Source organism: Mesorhizobium sp. SEMIA396 (assembly GCF_024518615.1).
GTDB lineage: Bacteria > Pseudomonadota > Alphaproteobacteria > Rhizobiales > Rhizobiaceae > Mesorhizobium.
On record NZ_JANIFC010000014.1, the window covers coordinates 14,180 to 31,199 of the forward strand.

At 63.5% G+C, this 17,020-nt stretch carries 17 protein-coding genes; 7 read left to right on the top strand and 10 right to left on the bottom strand.

Going from position 1 to position 17,020, the window contains the following annotated elements; genetic code table 11:
• The first annotated feature begins 86 nt into the window (after positions 1-86).
• Positions 87-1,433 carry an FAD-binding oxidoreductase gene (locus NP503_RS27905; RefSeq protein ID WP_127271655.1) on the top strand — a complete coding sequence of 449 codons (1,347 nt, stop codon included), beginning with the start codon at positions 87-89 and terminating at the stop codon, positions 1,431-1,433.
• 57 nt (positions 1,434-1,490) lie between these two features.
• On the opposite strand, the gene NP503_RS27910 is transcribed toward NP503_RS27905, so the two are convergent.
• The 6 genes from NP503_RS27910 to NP503_RS27935 form a co-directional block, all read right to left on the bottom strand.
• Positions 1,491-2,759, bottom strand: coding sequence for a D-tagatose-bisphosphate aldolase, class II, non-catalytic subunit (locus tag NP503_RS27910; protein WP_127268749.1), 1,269 nt, complete (start codon positions 2,757-2,759; stop codon positions 1,491-1,493).
• Positions 2,759-3,745, bottom strand: coding sequence for a sugar kinase (locus NP503_RS27915; protein ID WP_127268748.1), 987 nt, complete (start codon positions 3,743-3,745; stop codon positions 2,759-2,761). The genes NP503_RS27910 and NP503_RS27915 overlap by 1 nt, the downstream gene beginning before the upstream one ends.
• A 153-nt stretch (positions 3,746-3,898) precedes the next feature.
• Positions 3,899-4,528 carry an HAD family phosphatase gene (locus NP503_RS27920; RefSeq protein ID WP_127268747.1) on the bottom strand — a complete coding sequence of 210 codons (630 nt, stop codon included), beginning with the start codon at positions 4,526-4,528 and terminating at the stop codon, positions 3,899-3,901.
• On the bottom strand, positions 4,528-6,048 hold the full coding sequence (locus NP503_RS27925; protein ID WP_127268746.1) for an FGGY-family carbohydrate kinase: 1,521 nt from the start codon (positions 6,046-6,048) through the stop codon (positions 4,528-4,530). The genes NP503_RS27920 and NP503_RS27925 overlap by 1 nt, the downstream gene beginning before the upstream one ends.
• Positions 6,049-6,210: 162 nt before the next feature.
• Entirely contained in the window at positions 6,211-7,011 is an 801-nt protein-coding gene (locus NP503_RS27930) for a BtpA/SgcQ family protein (protein WP_023809131.1), read from the bottom strand.
• 39 nt (positions 7,012-7,050) lie between these two features.
• Entirely contained in the window at positions 7,051-7,911 is an 861-nt protein-coding gene (locus NP503_RS27935) for a DeoR/GlpR family DNA-binding transcription regulator (RefSeq protein ID WP_127271648.1), read from the bottom strand.
• A 165-nt stretch (positions 7,912-8,076) separates the two neighbouring features.
• Between NP503_RS27935 and NP503_RS27940 the strand changes: the two genes are divergently transcribed.
• The 6 genes from NP503_RS27940 (at position 8,077) to NP503_RS27965 (ending at position 14,068) form a co-directional block, all read left to right on the top strand.
• Entirely contained in the window at positions 8,077-8,877 is an 801-nt protein-coding gene (locus NP503_RS27940; RefSeq protein ID WP_127271331.1) for an SDR family NAD(P)-dependent oxidoreductase, read from the top strand.
• Positions 8,878-9,051: 174 nt separating this feature from the next.
• Entirely contained in the window at positions 9,052-10,227 is a 1,176-nt protein-coding gene (locus NP503_RS27945; RefSeq protein ID WP_127302116.1) for an ABC transporter ATP-binding protein, read from the top strand.
• Positions 10,224-11,054 (top strand): carbohydrate ABC transporter permease, encoded by an 831-nt coding sequence (locus NP503_RS27950; protein ID WP_013530271.1) that lies wholly within the window; start codon positions 10,224-10,226, stop codon positions 11,052-11,054. Before NP503_RS27945 ends, NP503_RS27950 begins: the two co-directional genes overlap by 4 nt.
• A gap of 95 nt (positions 11,055-11,149) precedes the next feature.
• Positions 11,150-12,445 (top strand): sugar ABC transporter substrate-binding protein, encoded by a 1,296-nt coding sequence (locus NP503_RS27955; protein WP_127272703.1) that lies wholly within the window; start codon positions 11,150-11,152, stop codon positions 12,443-12,445.
• A gap of 115 nt (positions 12,446-12,560) precedes the next feature.
• Positions 12,561-13,475, top strand: a complete 915-nt coding sequence (locus NP503_RS27960) for a carbohydrate ABC transporter permease (protein ID WP_127268510.1) — start codon at positions 12,561-12,563, stop codon at positions 13,473-13,475.
• A 59-nt stretch (positions 13,476-13,534) separates the two neighbouring features.
• Positions 13,535-14,068 (top strand): hypothetical protein, encoded by a 534-nt coding sequence (locus tag NP503_RS27965; protein ID WP_127268511.1) that lies wholly within the window; start codon positions 13,535-13,537, stop codon positions 14,066-14,068.
• An 11-nt stretch (positions 14,069-14,079) separates the two neighbouring features.
• Here NP503_RS27965 and NP503_RS27970 read toward each other — a convergent pair whose 3' ends face one another.
• From NP503_RS27970 to NP503_RS27985, 4 genes are read right to left on the bottom strand one after another with little or no spacing between them, the layout of a single operon-like run.
• Positions 14,080-14,673, bottom strand: coding sequence for a hypothetical protein (locus NP503_RS27970; protein ID WP_127268512.1), 594 nt, complete (start codon positions 14,671-14,673; stop codon positions 14,080-14,082).
• Entirely contained in the window at positions 14,670-15,260 is a 591-nt protein-coding gene (locus tag NP503_RS27975; protein ID WP_127268513.1) for a L,D-transpeptidase, read from the bottom strand. Before NP503_RS27975 ends, NP503_RS27970 begins: the two co-directional genes overlap by 4 nt.
• Positions 15,244-16,407 (bottom strand): AAA family ATPase, encoded by a 1,164-nt coding sequence (locus NP503_RS27980; RefSeq protein WP_127268514.1) that lies wholly within the window; start codon positions 16,405-16,407, stop codon positions 15,244-15,246. Before NP503_RS27980 ends, NP503_RS27975 begins: the two co-directional genes overlap by 17 nt.
• Entirely contained in the window at positions 16,404-17,018 is a 615-nt protein-coding gene (locus NP503_RS27985) for a TadE/TadG family type IV pilus assembly protein (RefSeq protein ID WP_127268515.1), read from the bottom strand. The genes NP503_RS27980 and NP503_RS27985 overlap by 4 nt, the downstream gene beginning before the upstream one ends.
• Positions 17,019-17,020: the final 2 nt, after the last annotated feature.

The window sequence follows — 17,020 nt, forward strand, 5'->3', positions numbered from 1 at the left end:
TTCACGGCGGCCAGATATCGCTGCCCAGATCTCGCTGCCAGCGTGGACCGGATGTCGCCGCAGCATACCAAGAAGGACGGTGCTCTTTGACAATCTTCCCCTTCACCGAAGCCACCTCGATCCAGTTCCAGCAGCCCCTGCCGAAGACTTCGGACGTCGTGATCATCGGCGGCGGGGTCATTGGCGTGAGCACGGCACTGTTCCTGGCGCGACGGAACGTCTCGGTGACGCTGCTGGAAAAGGGCCGCATCGCCGCCGAGCAATCCTCGCGCAATTGGGGCTGGATCCGGCAGCAGGGCCGCGATGCCGACGAACTGCCGATCGTCATCGAAGCGCAGCGCCTCTGGCGGCAACTGGCGCAGGAGTGTGGCGAGGACATAGGACTGAAGCAGACGGGCGTCACCTATCTTGCGCGGACGGACAAGGAGATGGCCGGTTTCGCGAAATTCCTGACGATCGCCCAGGCTCATGGCGTCGACACGCGTCTCCTCGACCAAGGTGAGTTGGCAAGCCTGATCCCGGCCATGGCGCTACCGTTCAAAGGCGCAATGATCACCCCGTCGGACATGCGCGCCGAACCTTGGGTCGCCGTGCCCGCGCTTGCGCGCCTGGCGGCCCGCGAAGGCGTGACGATCATCGAGAATTGCGCGGCACGTATGCTCGACATCTCCGGGGGTCGCACCAGTGGCGTCTGGACCGAGAAAGGGCTCATCGCGACCTCGAGCGTCCTCGTCGCCAGCGGCGCGTGGACGTCGCTCTTCCTGCGCGCCCATGGCATCTCGATTCCGCAGCTCAGCGTCAGGGCGACCGTCGCCGCGACAGCACCGATGGCGGAAATCCACGCCGGTGCCGCCGCGGATGAACGCATCGCTTTCCGACGCAGGCAGGATGGCGGGTATACGCTCGCATCGGGAGGCAGTAGCCAACTCTACATAGGGCCGGACGCATTTCGCCATGCGGGCAAATATATCAGCGCCCTGATGGCCAATCCCTTCGGCACACGCTACCTGCCGGCCGCGCCGCGAGGATACCCGGATGGCTGGTCGACGCCGCGCAGATGGAACGCGGATGAAGAAAGCCCTTTCGAACGGATGCGGGTCCTCAATCCCGCTCCCGAGACGTCGGCGCTTCGCGCCATCGACCGCGGGTTCAGGGAACTGTTCCCTCAGTTCACGACTGTGCCGATCAAGGCGAGCTGGGCGGGCATGATCGATGCGATGCCTGATGTCGTGCCCATCGTCGATCGCGCCGCTGCGATCCCAGGTCTCGTCATAGCGACCGGGATGAGTGGTCACGGCTTCGGCATCGGACCCGGCATCGGCCGTGTGCTGTCCGACCTCGTCCAAGGCAACGAGACCGGGCACAATCTCTACAGGTTCCGTCAATCCCGTTTCAGCGACGGCAGTCCGATCCGATTGGGGCCATCGCTGTAAGCGTTCCTGCCGCCCGCCAGGCCATCCGCTCTGGCCTTGAAGTGCCGGACGAGGATCTCAGGTGCCGCATGCCCCGGCGTAGGCCTCGATGCTCCGCCGGACGTGACCGATCGCGATCTCCTCGACGTCGCAGGCGCGGCCAGCCCATGTGACTGCAGAAGGCAGGTGCTGGAGAAACAGCGTCACCGGCACCTTGCGGCCGTTCAACGTATCGAAGAGACGGTTGCAGGCGGCACGGGCTTGCGGGATCGCCCAATAATATCGGATGCGATCGGAATAGGAGTAGTGGCGCAGCGTCCGCTTGTCGGCATCGCTTCCATGATAGTGGCTTGCCCAATTCTTGGGGGTGGCTTGCATCTGCTCTTCCATGGCGTGGTAAAGTGGCCGCTCGCCATAGCCAGGCACCAGGTCGGAAGCGATCAGGTCGAGCGCGTACAGCGCCTCGCGCAGCTTGAAGGTCAGCTCGGGGCCGACCTTGAGGATGGCGAAGCCGTCCTCGACGAGTTCACGCAGCGGCCTCTCGCCCTGATAGTCCGTCGAATGAGCTTCGAAAATGAGCGACGGCAATGTGCTCAGAGTTGCCGCCAGGTCGCTGGCCTTGGTCCGATCGTAGAAAATCACATTCTGGTTGCCGAACTCCACGCCCGGCTGCACCACAAGCCCGATGACGCGGGAAAATGCGCTTTCAAGCCCGGCGGTTTGGAATGCCTGGGCGTGAATGGCATGTGTCTGGCGAGCCGCCTCCGGACTGGTCGGGGTGATCGCATCCAAAGCGTGATCGGCGCCGCCGGGCGGCGGCACTTCCGTGCCGATGATGTAAACCGGGCTTGCCCCGCCGCTCTGCGCTGCCGCCTGCTCCGCGACGCCTGCCAGCCTGGCCGCGCGCCCGGCCACCGTGTGGTCGTCTAGCGCCGCCGGTTCACCCGCGCAGCCCATCGAGGCATCGAGGTGGATCTTGCGGAAGCCGGCGCGGACATAGGCATCGATCATCGTCCCGGCCTGCGCCATCGCCTCCTCGGCGGGCCGGTCTCTCCAGGGATTGGGGCCGAGATGATCCCCGCCAAGCACGATCAGCTTTTGCGGGCACTGCTCGGCTGCCGCGAGCGCTTCCACCATCGCCGCGAAATCGGCCGGCGTCATGCCCGTATAACCACCCAGATGATTGACCTGATTACACGTCGCCTCGATCAGGACGGTGGTGCCGGTTTCCCGCCCGTGGCGCAGTGCGGCTTTCAGCACCAGCGGGTGCGCCGAGCACACCGAGGTCACCCCGATTTTCTTCCCGTCCCTGTGCAGGTCCGGCAAATCGTCGATCGCCACACGCATCAATTTCTTCTCGCCGTTCTTGCCATGAAATCCTCCAGCTCGGCCGGCGTGCCGGCTCCCTCCATGGGACCGAGGCGTGTGACGTTGCGCGCCCCTGCCGCGTTGGCGAATTCGAGCGCCGTCTGCAGCGCCATCCCCAGCCGCCGGCATGCGACATAGGCTCCCCCGAAACAGTCGCCGGCGCCGGTGGGGTCCGTTTCCTCGACGATGAGGCCGGGGCAATCGGCGCGGGCTCCGGTGCTTTGACGGGCTGACGCGCCATGTTCGCCGCGCTTCACGGCGATCTCCTTGACCCCTCGTCTGAACAGCGCCTCGATCGCGCGTTCCTCCCCGTCCGTGCCGGCGGCCAGGAACAATTCATTGCCCGACGGCAGCAGCAGGTCCGCTTCGTCCACCAGACCGGCGAATTTCTCCTCGGTCTGGCCGTGCGCCAGCAATTCTTTGCGCAGGTTCGGATCGAGCGACATCGTGCCGCCGCGTGCCTTGATCAGCGGGATCGCGCGTTCGGTGATCGCCCAGGCTGCGGGACTTGCGAACACCGTTCCCATGACATGGATATGCCCGCAACGCGCGATCAGCGCCTCGACCTGCGGGCTCCATTCCAGTCGGGCGGCGGCGGATTTGGCGATGTTGTAGACGAAATCGCGGCTTCCGTCCGTGCGGTAGCGAACAAAGGCGCTGCCCGTCGGATAATCCGGGGAAACAGCGATGGCTGAAGTGTCTACGCCGTCCCGCTTCAGGCGCTCCATGTTGACGACGCCGAAATCGTCGTCGCCGACCACGCCCACCATTGCGGCCGCTCCGCCCATACGTGCGCATTGATCGATGAAGATGGCGGGCGCGCCGCTCGGAAAGGGACCAATGAGGTCGATAGGTTGCCGGAAGCCGGTGCCCGTCTGCCTCGCGACGATCTCTACCAGGATTTCTCCGATCGTCACGGTTGGCCCGAGCGAGTCCGCTGCAAGTGTTCGGGGGAGGTCGTTCATCAAGCGTCCAATCCTGGGTGTGGTGTCGTTCGCGGTTTCACGACGCCGAGGCGCAAGAGGATTCCTACCGGATCGATGTGAATCGATCAGCTGCCATCACGCTACAAACCTGCATGCATGGTCAAGCGCACACTTGGAACGACGCGCAAACCCTCAGCCGGGAAACAGGTCCAGGATCGACGACAGGCGGTTGGTGCTGAGATCGACGTCGCCGAGCAGGCCGCCGCTGGGGAGATAGCCGACCACGAACAGACCGGCGGCTCGTGCTGCCTTTGTGCCGGTGCGGCTGTCTTCCACGGCCACCACCGACCCTGGAGCTACGGCGAGCTGCCGGCAGGCCTCGCGATAGGGCGTGGGGTCGGGCTTGCCGGCCGACACGTCGTCGAGGCTGATTGTGAGACTCATATGGTCGAGCACGCCGAGCCCATCGAGATTGGCATTGACGACTTGCCGGCCGGAATTCGAGACGCAGACCTGCGGGACGCCGCGGTCAGCCAGGGTCCGAATCGTCTCGACCGCCTCGGGGATCGGGACGGCGTTCGCCCGGTTCGCGACGTAGTGGGCATTGATAGCGGCGAGCCACTCCGCCTGGTCGAGCCCGACCGGGAGACGCGGACGCAGCATTGTCCAGACGTCGCCCATATGGATGCCGCGAAAGGCTTGGTCGGGCAGGTCGTCAAGATCGACGTTCCAGTTGCGGCAGCCGGCGAGGAGGGATTGATGATGCAACGGCTCGCTGTCGATCAGCGTTCCGTCGATGTCCCAGGCGACGGCGCGATACATCACGATGACGATCCCGCTCTGGTCGCGCCAGGAGCCGACAGGCGCGCATAAAGATCGCGATAGCGGCGATAGCCGTCGCGGTAGATGTCAGCCTTGCGCGGGTCGGGATCGAGCCGGTCGGCGAAGCTGACGAAACCGGAAACGCCCGACCAGTCGTCGGTCAGGCCGACGCCGATCGCCGCCGTCCAGGCAGCGCCGATACAAGAGCCGGGGTGCCCGGTCAGGCGTTGGACCGGCTTTTGCAGGACATCCGCGACAATCTGCATCCAGACCTTGCTGCTTGAGCCGCCGTCGGAGGCGAGATAGCGCTCGGTCCGGTGGCCCATGTCGTTGAGCACCTCGATATGATGCGCGATGGCGAAGGCATAGGCCTCGAGCAAAGCGCGCCAGACATGGCCGATATCGTGCGACAGCGTCAGCCCATCGATCACGCCACGAGCCGCTGGATCATGGATCGGCGTCTTCTCGCCGAGGAAGTAAGGCAGGACGGTGAGGCCGTCGGCACCGGCGGGACGCTCTGCCGCCAGCGCATCGAGCCGCTGGTGTACCGAAATACCATCGGCCTGTGCCGTGGCCATCTCGCCGCCGGCGAAATTGCGTACGAACCAGTTGAGGCCCGAGCCGCCGGTCGACATACAGCCATTGGGCATGAACAGGCCCGGCACCAGGTGGTAATCAAGATACATGCGGGGATCTGGCTTGATCTGATCGGTGGCGATCAGGATATCGACCGAGCCGCCGAATTTCAGGAGGACATCGCCTGCTTTGGCAACTCCGGCGCCGAGCGCGGAAGCGATCATGTCGGCCGCACCCCCGACGACAGGTGTTCCCGCCATCAGGCCGGTCTCATCCGCGGTCTTCGCCGAGACGGAACCGAGGATCTCATGCGAGGCGATCTTTCGTGGCACGGCCGAGCGCGGTATGTGGGCGAGCGCCACCAGGTCGTCGTCGATCCGGTGCGTCGAAACATCGACGAAGCCGGCCTCCAGCGCCCAGTTCTGCTCGACCGCACGTTCACCGGTGAGGCGCCAGTTGATATAGTCATAGGAGCCGAAAACGGTGGCGATGCGGCTGAACACCTCCGGCTCGTGACGCTCTATCCAGCGCAGCTTTGCGGTGACCAGCTGTTGGTTGATGCCGTTGCCGGCCTTGGCGATGAAAGCCGCCTCATCGCATTCGGTCCGCAGTTCGGCAACTTCGGCGCCACAGCGGCCGTCGCTCTGCTGGATGCTCGGTCGCAGCACCTCGCCCTGCTCGTCCAGAAGAACGACCGCCGGCAGCATGCCGGTGGTGCCGATCGCCACGATCTCTTCGGCCTTGATGCCGCTGGTCCTCAGCAGCTCCTGCACGATCTCGCGGACATTGGTCCACCATTGCGCGGGATCTTCCTCGGCCCAGCCCGCATGCTCGGAATGCAGCGTGACGGGGCGCGAGGCGAGGCCCAGCACCTGATCGGGAAGCCGGATCAGAATGCCGATCGTCGAGGTGGTGCCGATATCGAGACCGAGAACGAACGCCATGTCGAATCCATTGAAATGCCGGGAAGGGCAGGCGGGCGAACCTGTCTGCCTCGTCGTGTCCCGCTGCTCGATACCAGTCGATCATTCCGGACGCCGGCCCGCAACGATCGATATGATCACCGCGAGCCGGCGCGATGGCCGGCATCGCCGTGGAAGCCGTTCTCAGCGCAAAGTGGCGACAACGTCCATGAAGCGTTTGACCCGATCGCCGTCGACGGCGTTCCAGGTATTGCCATCGATCTTGAAATGGGTCCCGATCACGACCCCGCTCGCCAGCGAAAGGACATCGCGGACATTGTCGATGTTCACGCCGGTGTTGGCGAAGACCGGCACGTCCTTGATCGTCTCGCAGACGCTGCGCAGGTGGGACTGGTCGGCCGGCTGGCCAGTGATCGGACCGGAAACGAGGATGGCGTCGGCCATCGACGAGAACACCGCGCTCTTGGCGCGCAATTCAATAGGACGCTGGTCGAGCGAGTGTGCGAACTCTGCATTGATGTTGAAGAGAAGCTTCATGTCGTCGCGGCCAAGATTGTGCCGCAGGCGCGAGGCGGCGGCGCAATCGGGCTCCCACAGGCCCATGTCGGAAGCAAACAGGCCGGTGAAGATCTCGCGCACGAAACGGGCTCCGGTGGCAGCCCCGATCGCGACGCTGGCAGTCGGATCCCAGAGATAATTGACGCCAAACGGCACCTTCAGCTCGGGTTTCACCGCCTGGACGATCGCAGTCATGGCGGCAATACCTTCGGGCGGCGCCTTGAAGACATAGGGGCGGTCGTTCTCGTTGCCGAACATGATGGCATCGACGCCGCCGCTCTGCAGCTTGCGGATGTCGGAGAGTACGCCATCGATCAGCTTGTCGAGGCCGCCATCGGCATCATAAAGGGGCGTTCCCGGCAGGGCACCGATATGTGCCATCGAGATGACAGCCTTCTTCTTGTCGCCGAAAAATTCAAATACCATCGAGTCGTCTCCTTGGGGATAAAGTGAAAATGTTGCGCCTCAGTCGCGCGTCAGCGGCGGCGCGATGCGCAGGTCGACCTTGGCCGCGGCGAGCGCCGCGGCGATCTTGGCCGGCGGCTCGGCATCGGTGATGAGGATGTCGATGTCCGACAGTGGCGCTATCCGCACCAGCGACATGCGCAGGAATTTGGCGGAATCGCAGAGCACGATCTTGGTGCCTGAGCGTCTCAGATAGGCGCGCTTCATATCGGTATCATCGAAGGAATAGTCGAAGAGGCCGTCCGCCGTGATGCCGGAGACGCCGATCACGGCGACATCGAACCACAGCGCCTCGAACTGGGCGATGGCCGCGGGCCCGCCGGTCGACATCTCGTCGGCCCGTACACGGCCGCCGGCAACATAGACTTCGGGCACGCCGCCGTTCAGCGCCGCCGCGATCCTGAGGCTGTTGGTGAACACCTTGGCGTGCGGAAGGTCCTTGAGGTGCTCGGCCATCAGATAGGTGGTGGTGCCGACATCCAATGCGATCGTGCGGTATCCCGAAACCAAGGCGGCCGCGGCGGCGGCAATCGCGGCCTTCGGGTCACGGCGCTGGCGCAAGCGCGAATCGAAACTCGGCTCCTCACTGTCCATGGCGACCAGCGGCGGGTTGTCCGCCTCGATCGCACCTCCGTGGATTCGTACAAGCCTGCCCTCGCGCTCCAATTCGACCAGATCGCGGCGGATCGTCATGTCGGAAACGGCGAGTTCGGCCGCTGCCGCAGCGACGGTGAGCGACCCCGTGCGGCGCAGGAAAGCCAGGATGCGTGCCTGTCGATCGTGCGCGAGAAGGCGCTGACGATCGGCATCGCGCGGTGCGCCATGCGTGGACGATAGGGGAGAGGCGGTGTCGTCGGCCATCGATGTATCCGGTGGGTAAGCCGCTGACGAAGCGGTCTGCAACTTCGACTCTACCGCATGATCAAACATTTTCAAACAAAAATATGTTTGCAGTGTTCGAATTTATTGGTATGCATCTCGATATCAACAGAACGCGTTCCGCCACCAAGCAGAGAGAATACGACCATGCCGGCTGCCTCCGTCATTCCTCCAGTGCTTGCCGAACTCGCGGGCAAGCGTGCCTTTGTGACGGGTGGCGGCGCGGGGATCGGTCGCGCGATCGCGGCCGCCCTGACGCGGCAGGGTGTCGCCGTGGCGATCGGCGATCTGGATCCCGACGCCGCGCGCAAGGCGGCCGAGGAGATTGGCGGCGGTGCCGCCGCCGTCACGGTCGATGTTCGCCGTCGCGATTCCGTCGAGGCGGCCTTTGCCACTGTGCTGGAAGCGCTAGGCGGCTGCGATATCCTGATTGCCAATGCCGGCGTGTCCACCATGCAGCACGCGCTCGATCTGACCGACGAGGAGTGGGACTTCAACTTCTCGGTCAATGCGCGCGGGGTATTCCTCGCAAATCAGATCGCTGGACGGCATTTTGTCAAGCAAGGCACGGGCTGCATCGTCAACACCGCCTCGCTTGCCGCGAAGGTCGGTGCGCCGCTCCTGGCGCATTATTCGGCATCCAAGTTCGCCGTGCTCGGCTGGACGCAGGCCTTTGCCCGCGAGCTCGCGCCCAAGGGAATCCGCGTCAATGCCGTCTGCCCGGGGTTCGTCAAGACCGGCATGCAATCGCGCGAAGTCGAATGGGAGGCGCATCTGCGGCAGGTCACGCCCGAACGGGTGGTCGCCGACTATATCGCGCAGACGCCGCTCGGCCGGCTCGAGTTGCCGGAGGATGTCGCCGACGTCGTCGTGTTCCTCTGCTCGGATCAAGCCCGCTTCATGACTGGCCAGGGCGTCAACGTGACCGGCGGCGTCTACATGACCTGACGGCTTTTGGCGGCTGTAACCGGATCCTGATGCTGGCACGCGCCATCCAAAAAAGTGAACACATATGATCAGAAGGCAGGCTTTCAATGTTACATTTTGTTCTCTAAGATGACCGTTCGCTCGACTTCGGCCTTCGGCGTTCAGCCGGGTCAGACGGGTTCATGAGGAAAGTCTATGGCGTCTATCGAGCTCGATCGCGTTTCCAAGCTCTACGGCAATGGCAATTACGGGGTGCATGAGGTCGATCTCACCATTCCCGATGGTGAATTCGTGATCTTTCTCGGCCCGTCGGGATGCGGCAAGTCGACGACGCTGCGGATGATTGCCGGCCTGGAGAGTATCTCCTCCGGCGATCTTCGCATCGGCGGCAAGAGCGTCGCCAATGTCGCGCCGCGCGACCGCAACGTCGCGGTGGTTTTCCAGAGCTACGCGCTCTATCCGCATATGTCGGTGCGGCAGAACATGGCTTTCGGGCTGAAAATGCGCGGCACCGACGCAGCAGTGATCGATGCCAAGATTGCCGACGCCGCGAACCTGCTCGGTTTGCAGAATCTTCTCGGCCGCAAGCCGGCAGCGCTTTCGGGCGGCCAGCGTCAGCGTGTCGCGCTCGGCCGGGCGATCGTTCGCGAACCGGCGGCCTTCCTGCTTGACGAACCGCTGTCCAACCTCGATGCGCAGCTGCGTGCCGAGATGCGGCTCGAACTCGTCAAGCTGCACCGACGCCTCGGCCGCACCATCGTCCATGTCACGCACGACCAGGTCGAGGCCATGACCATGGGCGATCGCATATGCATCATGCGCGATGGTCGCCTGGTCCAGGCCGGCCGGCCGCTTGAAGTCTATGCCGACCCGGTCAACACCTTCGTCGCGCGCTTCCTGGCGACGCCGCCGATGAACCTCATTCCGGCCACGCTTCAGGCCGCACCTGGCGAAGGGCTCTCCGTCCTGACCGATAGTGGCGCCGTGCTTGCCGTCCCCGCCCGCCATCGCAACGCCTATGGCGAGCGTGTCGGGCGCCGCGTCATTCTGGGGGTGCGGGCCGAGGATTTCCACGAAAGCCCCGACAAGCCGGACTGGCAGAAGATTGCCGTACGGGTCGTGGCCGTCGAGGCCCTCGGCGCCGAGAACGTCCTGATCGGCCAGATTGCCGGTCAGGCCACCGGCACGGACGATGCCCATCCCGCCGGAGGCGGCAAGCCGTTGGAGATCGCCGCCCGCCTGAGCCGTTATTTCACGGCGCCCGTCGGCTCGATCGTCGAACTCTACATCGACCCGCTGCCGATGCACCTGTTTGATCCCGAAACCGAACTGGTGATCGCGCGGCCGAGCCTCATGAGGGCCGCTCGATGACCAGCATGGACAGAAACGAGCGGCCGGCCTTTCGTCGCCGCTTCGGCCTGCATTTCGGGCTGATTGTCGTTTGCGCCATCGTGCTGCTGCCGCCGCTCTGGGTGCTGCGGACGAGCTTCGTGCCCGAGCAGCTATCCTACAGCAACGAGCTGATGCCGGCCTTTACGACGGACAATTATTCGGCGCTCCTGTCGAGCCGCTTCGGTCAGTCCTACCTCAACAGCCTGATCGTCGCGCTCGGCTCGGTTCTGCTCGCATTGCCTTTTGCCGCCACCACCGGTTATGCCTTCGCCCGCTTCCGTACGGGCGGTCGGTGGGCGCGTTTTGCCGTTCTGGCGACGCAAATGCTGCCGCCCGTGGCGCTGGTGCTGCCGACCTTCACGCTGTTCCGAAGCCTGGAGCTCAGCAATTCGCTGACCGGGCTGATCATCGTCTATGCCGCGCTCAACCTGCCTTTCCTGACCTGGATCCTGATGGGCTTCTTCGAAGGCATTCCAGTCGATCTGGAGTGGGCGGCGATGACCGACGGCGCGACTGCCTGGGGCGCCTTCTGGCGCATTGTGCTGCCGGTGTCGATGCCCGGTATCGCGGCCGCCGGCGTCCTCGGCTTCATCCTGGCGTGGAATGAGTTTTTGTTTGCCCTGGTTTTGAGCGGGCCGAAGACGGCGACGATACCGGTTGCGCTCGCCGCGTTGCAGACCTCGAACGGCGTCCAGATCGCCAAGGTCTCTGCCGGCGTCGTCCTTGCCATCCTGCCGCTGGTCGTGGCTTCCCGCTTCATCCAGCGTTTCATCGTCCAGGGCTTGACGTTCGGCAGCGTGAAATAGGCCGGCCGCTCCGAGAGCCGACATGGCTCGCTAGCCGGTTATGAAATCGTGACGGGATCACCGCCGCGTCCAGAGGGAAAGAGGAGTAGAGAGTTATGACTTGGAACAAGCAGACCTTGATCAAAATGCTGATGACGGCCGTGAGCGGGGCAGCTGTTGTCAGCGCATCGCTTCCGGCCAGGGCGGCTGAGCCCATCACCTTGCACGCCTTGATGGAGGACGTGCCGGAAACCAAGATCATCGAAGCGCTGTTGCCCGAATTCGAGAAGCAGACCGGCATCAAGGTCGAGTTCGAGAAGATCGGCTATCCCGACATGCACGACAAGCTGGTGTCCCAGCTGACCGCGCCGCAGAGCTACTACAATGTGCTCGAGGTCGACTTCCTGTGGGCCGGCGAATTTCCGGCCGCCGGCTGGCTCGCCGATCTGAAACCCTTCGTCGAGAAATCCAAATACGATCTAGGCCCCTTCATTCCCTCGACGCTTGACCTGCTCGGCCGGACCAAGGATCAGCTGTTCCTGGTGCCCATGTACAACTACTCGATGGGCCTCCTCTACCGCACGGACCTGATCGGCGACGAGAAGCTCAAGGCCGCCTACAAGACGGCAACCGGCAAGGAACTCGCTTTGCCGACGACCCTCGAAGACTATGTGGCGATTTCCAAATTCATGAAGGCCAATGCAGGCGTCGCCGGAGCCGCGATGCAGGGCCAGCGCGGCGATCCCAACAGCATGGAATTCTCCAACTACCTGTTCTCCGCCGGCGGCAGCTATCTTAATGCCGACGGCAAGGCGAGCCTCGACACGGCAGAGGCCAAGAAGGCGCTCGATCTCTATGTCGACAACATCCAGCATGGCGCCCAGCAGGGTGCCATATCGGCGACACTCGATGACACCATGCGCCTGATGTGCAGCGGTTCCGCCTTCAGCATGGTCACCTATTGGTGGATGCTGCCGCAGATGGACGATGCCGTGAAGTGTCCGACGGTCGCCGGCAAGGTCGGCCTGTCGGTGATGCCGGGTGGCCATGGCGAAAGCGGCGGCTGGGGCTGGGGCATTCCCAAGAACACGTCGCCGGAAGAGCAGGAAGCCGCATGGACCTTCATCCAGTGGGTGCAGAGCAAGGATGTTTCGGTGAAGCGCGCGCTCGAGGGCCACGCGCCGGTGCGCAGCGATGTCTATGCCGATGCGGCGGTGCTGGCGAAATATCCCTTCTACAAGACCGCCGAGGATGTGGTGGCGACCGGCAAGTCGTTTCCGATCTTCACCTATTCGGCGCAATACGAGGATCTGCTCGGTACCCAGCTGTCGCTGGCGGCTGGCGGCCAGGCGACTTCGGAGGCAGCACTGAAGGCGGCTTCCGACGGCTTGCAGGGGCTCCTCGACAAATAGCGGTCCGGCTCGGCCAGGAGATCCGGCGCGGCGGTGTCAGCCGCGCCGGATCTTGTCCAGACCCCGGATCTTGACCAGACCAGGAACGCCACACCCCGACCAAGGCTCGGTTACGATGTTCAACGCGATCAAAAAAGGATTGGCTGCCCGTGGCCGCGAATGGCGGACCGGCTGGGCCTTTGCCTTGCCCGGCCTGCTGCTGCTGGCGATCGTGATGGGCTTTCCGCTGGCCTATGCCTGCATCCTCTCAATCTCCTCGATGACCTTGATCAAGCCGCAGCTTCTGCCGCTTGTCGGGTTCAAGAATTTCGCCTCGATGATCGGCGATGAGCTGTTCTGGAACGCGCTCTGGCTCACCGTGCGCTATTCGGCGGTGACGGTGGTCGGCGAATTCGTGATCGGGCTCGGCATCGCCCTGATGCTCAACCGGACGGTCCGGATGAAGCCGGTCTATTTCGCGGTTCTGACCATTCCCATGGCGATGTCGCCGATCAGCGTCGCCCTGATCTGGCGCATGCTGCTCCAGCCCAATCTCGGCATCGCCAATCATCTGATGGAAACGTTTGGCCTGCCGCGCCTCGACTGGCTAGGCACGCCAGGCATGGCGCTCTGGACGATGGCGGCGATCGACATCTGGCAGCAAATGTCCTTCGTCGTGCTGATCCTCGCCGCGGGGCTCGCCGCTTTGCCGCGAGATCCCTATGAGGCGGCTGAAGTGGATGGCGCACGCGGCTGGCAGCAATTCTTCTACATCACCCTGCCGATGCTTCGGCCGGTCGCGGCGATCACCATCATCATCCAGCTGATCAACGAGTTCCGGACCTACGATCTGCCTTATGTCCTGACCAAGGGCGGGCCGGGCAACGCGACCGAAGTGCTGAGCTTCTTTGCCTATCGCCGTGCCTTTCTCGGCCTTTCGCTCAACGAAGGCGCGGCAGCCGCCTTCGTGCTGCTGCTGATCGTCCTTCTGCTCACCGTGATCTTCTTTGCCGTCCTCGAACGCTCGCAAACGGGAGAGGGCCGGAAGTAGGCTGTTAAGCCTTGAGCAATCTATACAGCCTATCCTGGCTTGCAGATTGTCGAGGGAACATGAAACGCCAGCCGCTTCTGCTTTTCGCCTTTCCGTTTCTCATTCTGGCGGTCCTGGCAGGGGAGCGCATGGCGACCTTGTTGCTGGGCGCCTATCCGGCCAGCCCCACCGCATGGTGGCTATGGCTTGAACTGCGCCCTCTGTCGACGGTACTTTGGCAGCAGGTCGATGTCTGGCTGGGCGGCTCCATGGCTATCGACGCCGTCATTCTTGCCGCCGCAGCGATCGTCTGCTGGGTGGCGTGCCACGCCAAAAGATCGGCATCCTCGTTCCTCGCCAACCATGTCGCCCTGATTTTCGCTGGCCTGATGATCGCCGTCGGCAGCCATTCGGAAACGGCCAGCACGATTGCCGAATTCACCTCGCCCAAGGGTCTTCCGTATTCGCTGGCCGTCGATTTCACCTTGAAGAACAGCCTGGTGCTGCTTTTTGGCATCGTGGCCTGTGCCTACTGCCACATCGCCTTCCTCACTGAGGCGCGGGAGCGGTCCGTCCGGGCCATCCGCATCCTGGCGCTGCAGCGCGATCTCTAGAGCAATGGCGTCTAGTTGATCCGGCGGTAATAGACCTTGCCGTCGGGCTGCTGGATGCGCTGGTAGTTGGAGCTTGGGGCAGGGGGCGAGGCCGATGCTATTCTCTTCCTGGGTGCGGGTGCTTCGATGACGCCGGGCTCGCTCGCGCTCTCGCCGTCGAGCGCTTCGGGCGCTTGCGCCAGCGTGCTGGTGGCGAATTCGGACGGTTCTTCCGCACCTGGCATGGCCTCGCCGCCGGCGACCGGCATAGTCTGCCCCAGCCGGGCAATGCCGGCATCGATCTCGTTGAAGCTGCCTTGCAACTGGCTGTCCAGTTTCTCGAACCGGCTCTGAAAACCGTTGTTGACCGTGTCGAGCCGGGCCGCGATCCGCTGCTCGAACGCGCCGAGCTGCTCCAGCCGCGCTTCGACGAAGCGCAGGTCGCTCATGCCCCGATAGAGATAGACCGCGGCCGCCATGTTGACCGCGGTGATAAGAAGCGCGCCACCGGCGACGATGACGCCGATCGTCTTTGCCTTGCTGAATTTCTCGGTGGCAACCGGTTCTCGCTGTTCCTGGTTTCCGATATCGATCGCCGGCATGTCCGGTTCGCTGATCATCGTCATTGGACCACCACCTTTGCGCCGACAGCGACGCGTTTGAAAAGATCGATCACATCCGTGTTGGTGAGACGAAAACAGCCCGATGTCCCATCGAAGCCGACACCCGACGGGTCGTTGGTGCCGTGTATGCGGTAGAGCGTGTCGCGCCCGTCCCGCGACAGGTAGAGCGCCCTTGCGCCGAGCGGATTGTAGGGACCGGCGGGCACCATTTTCGGCAGCTCCGGCTGGCGGGCCCGCATTTCCTGCGGCGGGCGCCACTCCGGCCATTCGGTCTTCGCCCCGACCTTGACGATTCCGGTCCAGCCGAACCCGTCGCGCCCGACGCTGATCTGATAGCGCAGCGCCTGGCCCTGGCGGGTGACGAGGTAAAGCGCCTTCTCGTCCTTGCGGATGACGATCGTGCCCGGCTGCTCGGCGGTTCTAAAGGCAACGGCCTTGCGCAGGCTGGGCCCCATCGCCGGCAGCGGCGGCCGCTCCGAAAGCGCCGATCGCGCCTCGGCGAAGTCGTGGACGGACAGCGCCAGCGCCATGCCGAGCGCGCAGGCGCCGGCGAGCTTCGGGGCGATCCGATATCTATCGGGCAGCGTCATCGAGCCGCTCTTTGAACATCCGCTTCAGATCCTTGTTGAAGCGCGCACGCCCATCCACTTCGGAAGGCGGAATGGCCCTGTTCAGCGCATCGGTCAGAAGCGCGTTGTCGAGCGCGACCGACTTGATGTGCGGCGCCTTGAAGATCTTTTCGAGCTCGCTGCGCGAAAAATGGTTCCCGAACCATTTGCGCTTGTGCTTGTTGGCGACCAGCGTGATGCTGACCGCATTGCCGCGCAGCTCGCGGATCTTCTTGTAGAGCCGCTTGCCTTGCCGCAGCGACGCGACATTGAGTTCGAAGACGATGAAGATCTCGTCGCTCGTTGACAGCACGGAATTGTGCCAGGGCGTTTCGAGATTGGGCAGGTCGATGACGATATCGTCGAAGCGGTAGGCGACGAGGTCGAGCAGCCGGAAGACGAAGTCGCTGCCATGCGGCTCGAACGGCAGTTGCGGCCGCTCGAATGCGTAGAGGGTGAGGCCGGACGGGCGCGACAGCTTGATGACGTCCATCAACTCGACATCGAGCCGTTCCGGCTGGCCGATGATGCCGGCAAGGTCGAACTGGTTGAACAAGTTGAGATAGGCGCCGCAATTGGCGCTCTGGAAATCCAGGTCGACGAGACAGGTGGACGCCGCGCGCTCAGCCGATTTCGACGCCAGGAATTCGGCCGCCGACAGCGCCAGCGTCGTGGCGCCGGCGCCGCCGCTGGCGCCGATGAAGGTGATGATCCGGCTCTTCGTTCCCTGGTTGCCGGTGTCGTGGAAGGTCACGGCATTGAGCAGCTCCTTGCCGTCGAGCGGCTTGTGCAGCCAGTCCGAGGCGTTCATGCGCACCAGCACGCGCGTCTGCTCCGAGCTCAGCTCGTCGGAAACCGCGATCAGCGGCACGCTGGCCCACAGCGCGCGCGCCTCGACGATGCCGGGCCTGCCGAGCAGCTCGCCATTGCCGAGATCGAGGATGACGATGCCCGGGCGCGTATCGGCCGGCGGTCCCTTGAGGAAGTCGCTCGTCTCGGAAACCCTGACGTCATAGATCGCCAGCGCATCGAGCCGCGTCGCCACATCGCGCTTGAAATTCGGGTCCGACGAAAACAGCGCCACCTGCTTGCGCTTGGTCGGCGTAACCTTGGTGTTGATGGCATTCATGACGCGGTGCTCTTCAGATCTTCGCCCGTGACCGTGCTCAGCATGGAGGGCATGGTGATGTTTGCAAAACTCAAAAAGAAGAACTGGAAGTTCACATTTTGGAGGCTGACTGAAATAGTAGGAACGTTTCCTGCGGCTCGCGTCTGATAGCCAAGTCCCGTAGCCGAATAGCGGATGACGACATTGGCTGGCAGCAGCAAGGGGTCGAAGTCGCACATGCCAGGACGACTGCCGGCCACCGGGCCACATATTCCGTCGTCACCTGCAAAAATTCTGCTGAAATTTGTTGCTGACCACACGCCGGCAACACAATGGGCACCTGTGCAACTGCAGGTCGAGGTTGCGCCATTGCAAACATAGGCAAAAGAATTCGCGACAACGGGAGATCCCGGTGTCGTAGTCGGGCCAGCCGTGGAAATCTGCGGCGCGACCGGATCCGAGATTGAGGCTAGCCGTGCACCGGCCTGGACGGCCTTGGTGGCCGAGTTCCACTGATATAATGCATAGCCGAAATCGACGAAGCCGAAGACAAGGGCAAACAGCAGGGTCGAGACAATGGCCATTTCCACTGTCGCCGTGCCGTCCTCTGATTTTGCGAAACGCTTGATCATGA

Bases quoted from the DNA above. Each gene is read 5' to 3' on its own strand.
- NP503_RS27910 (WP_127268749.1), bottom strand. From the start codon at position 2,759: ATGCGTGTGGCGATCGACGATTTGCCGGACCTGCACAGGGACGGGAAG.
- NP503_RS27915 (WP_127268748.1), bottom strand. From the start codon at position 3,745: ATGAACGACCTCCCCCGAACACTTGCAGCGGACTCGCTCGGGCCAACC.
- NP503_RS27920 (WP_127268747.1), bottom strand. From the start codon at position 4,528: ATGTATCGCGCCGTCGCCTGGGACATCGACGGAACGCTGATCGACAGC.
- NP503_RS27925 (WP_127268746.1), bottom strand. From the start codon at position 6,048: ATGGCGTTCGTTCTCGGTCTCGATATCGGCACCACCTCGACGATCGGC.
- NP503_RS27930 (WP_023809131.1), bottom strand. From the start codon at position 7,011: ATGGTATTTGAATTTTTCGGCGACAAGAAGAAGGCTGTCATCTCGATG.
- NP503_RS27935 (WP_127271648.1), bottom strand. From the start codon at position 7,911: ATGGCCGACGACACCGCCTCTCCCCTATCGTCCACGCATGGCGCACCG.
- NP503_RS27940 (WP_127271331.1), top strand. From the start codon at position 8,077: ATGCCGGCTGCCTCCGTCATTCCTCCAGTGCTTGCCGAACTCGCGGGC.
- NP503_RS27945 (WP_127302116.1), top strand. From the start codon at position 9,052: ATGGCGTCTATCGAGCTCGATCGCGTTTCCAAGCTCTACGGCAATGGC.
- NP503_RS27950 (WP_013530271.1), top strand. From the start codon at position 10,224: ATGACCAGCATGGACAGAAACGAGCGGCCGGCCTTTCGTCGCCGCTTC.
- NP503_RS27955 (WP_127272703.1), top strand. From the start codon at position 11,150: ATGACTTGGAACAAGCAGACCTTGATCAAAATGCTGATGACGGCCGTG.
- NP503_RS27960 (WP_127268510.1), top strand. From the start codon at position 12,561: ATGTTCAACGCGATCAAAAAAGGATTGGCTGCCCGTGGCCGCGAATGG.
- NP503_RS27965 (WP_127268511.1), top strand. From the start codon at position 13,535: ATGAAACGCCAGCCGCTTCTGCTTTTCGCCTTTCCGTTTCTCATTCTG.
- NP503_RS27970 (WP_127268512.1), bottom strand. From the start codon at position 14,673: ATGACGATGATCAGCGAACCGGACATGCCGGCGATCGATATCGGAAAC.
- NP503_RS27975 (WP_127268513.1), bottom strand. From the start codon at position 15,260: ATGACGCTGCCCGATAGATATCGGATCGCCCCGAAGCTCGCCGGCGCC.
- NP503_RS27980 (WP_127268514.1), bottom strand. From the start codon at position 16,407: ATGAATGCCATCAACACCAAGGTTACGCCGACCAAGCGCAAGCAGGTG.
- NP503_RS27985 (WP_127268515.1), bottom strand. From the start codon at position 17,018: ATGATCAAGCGTTTCGCAAAATCAGAGGACGGCACGGCGACAGTGGAA.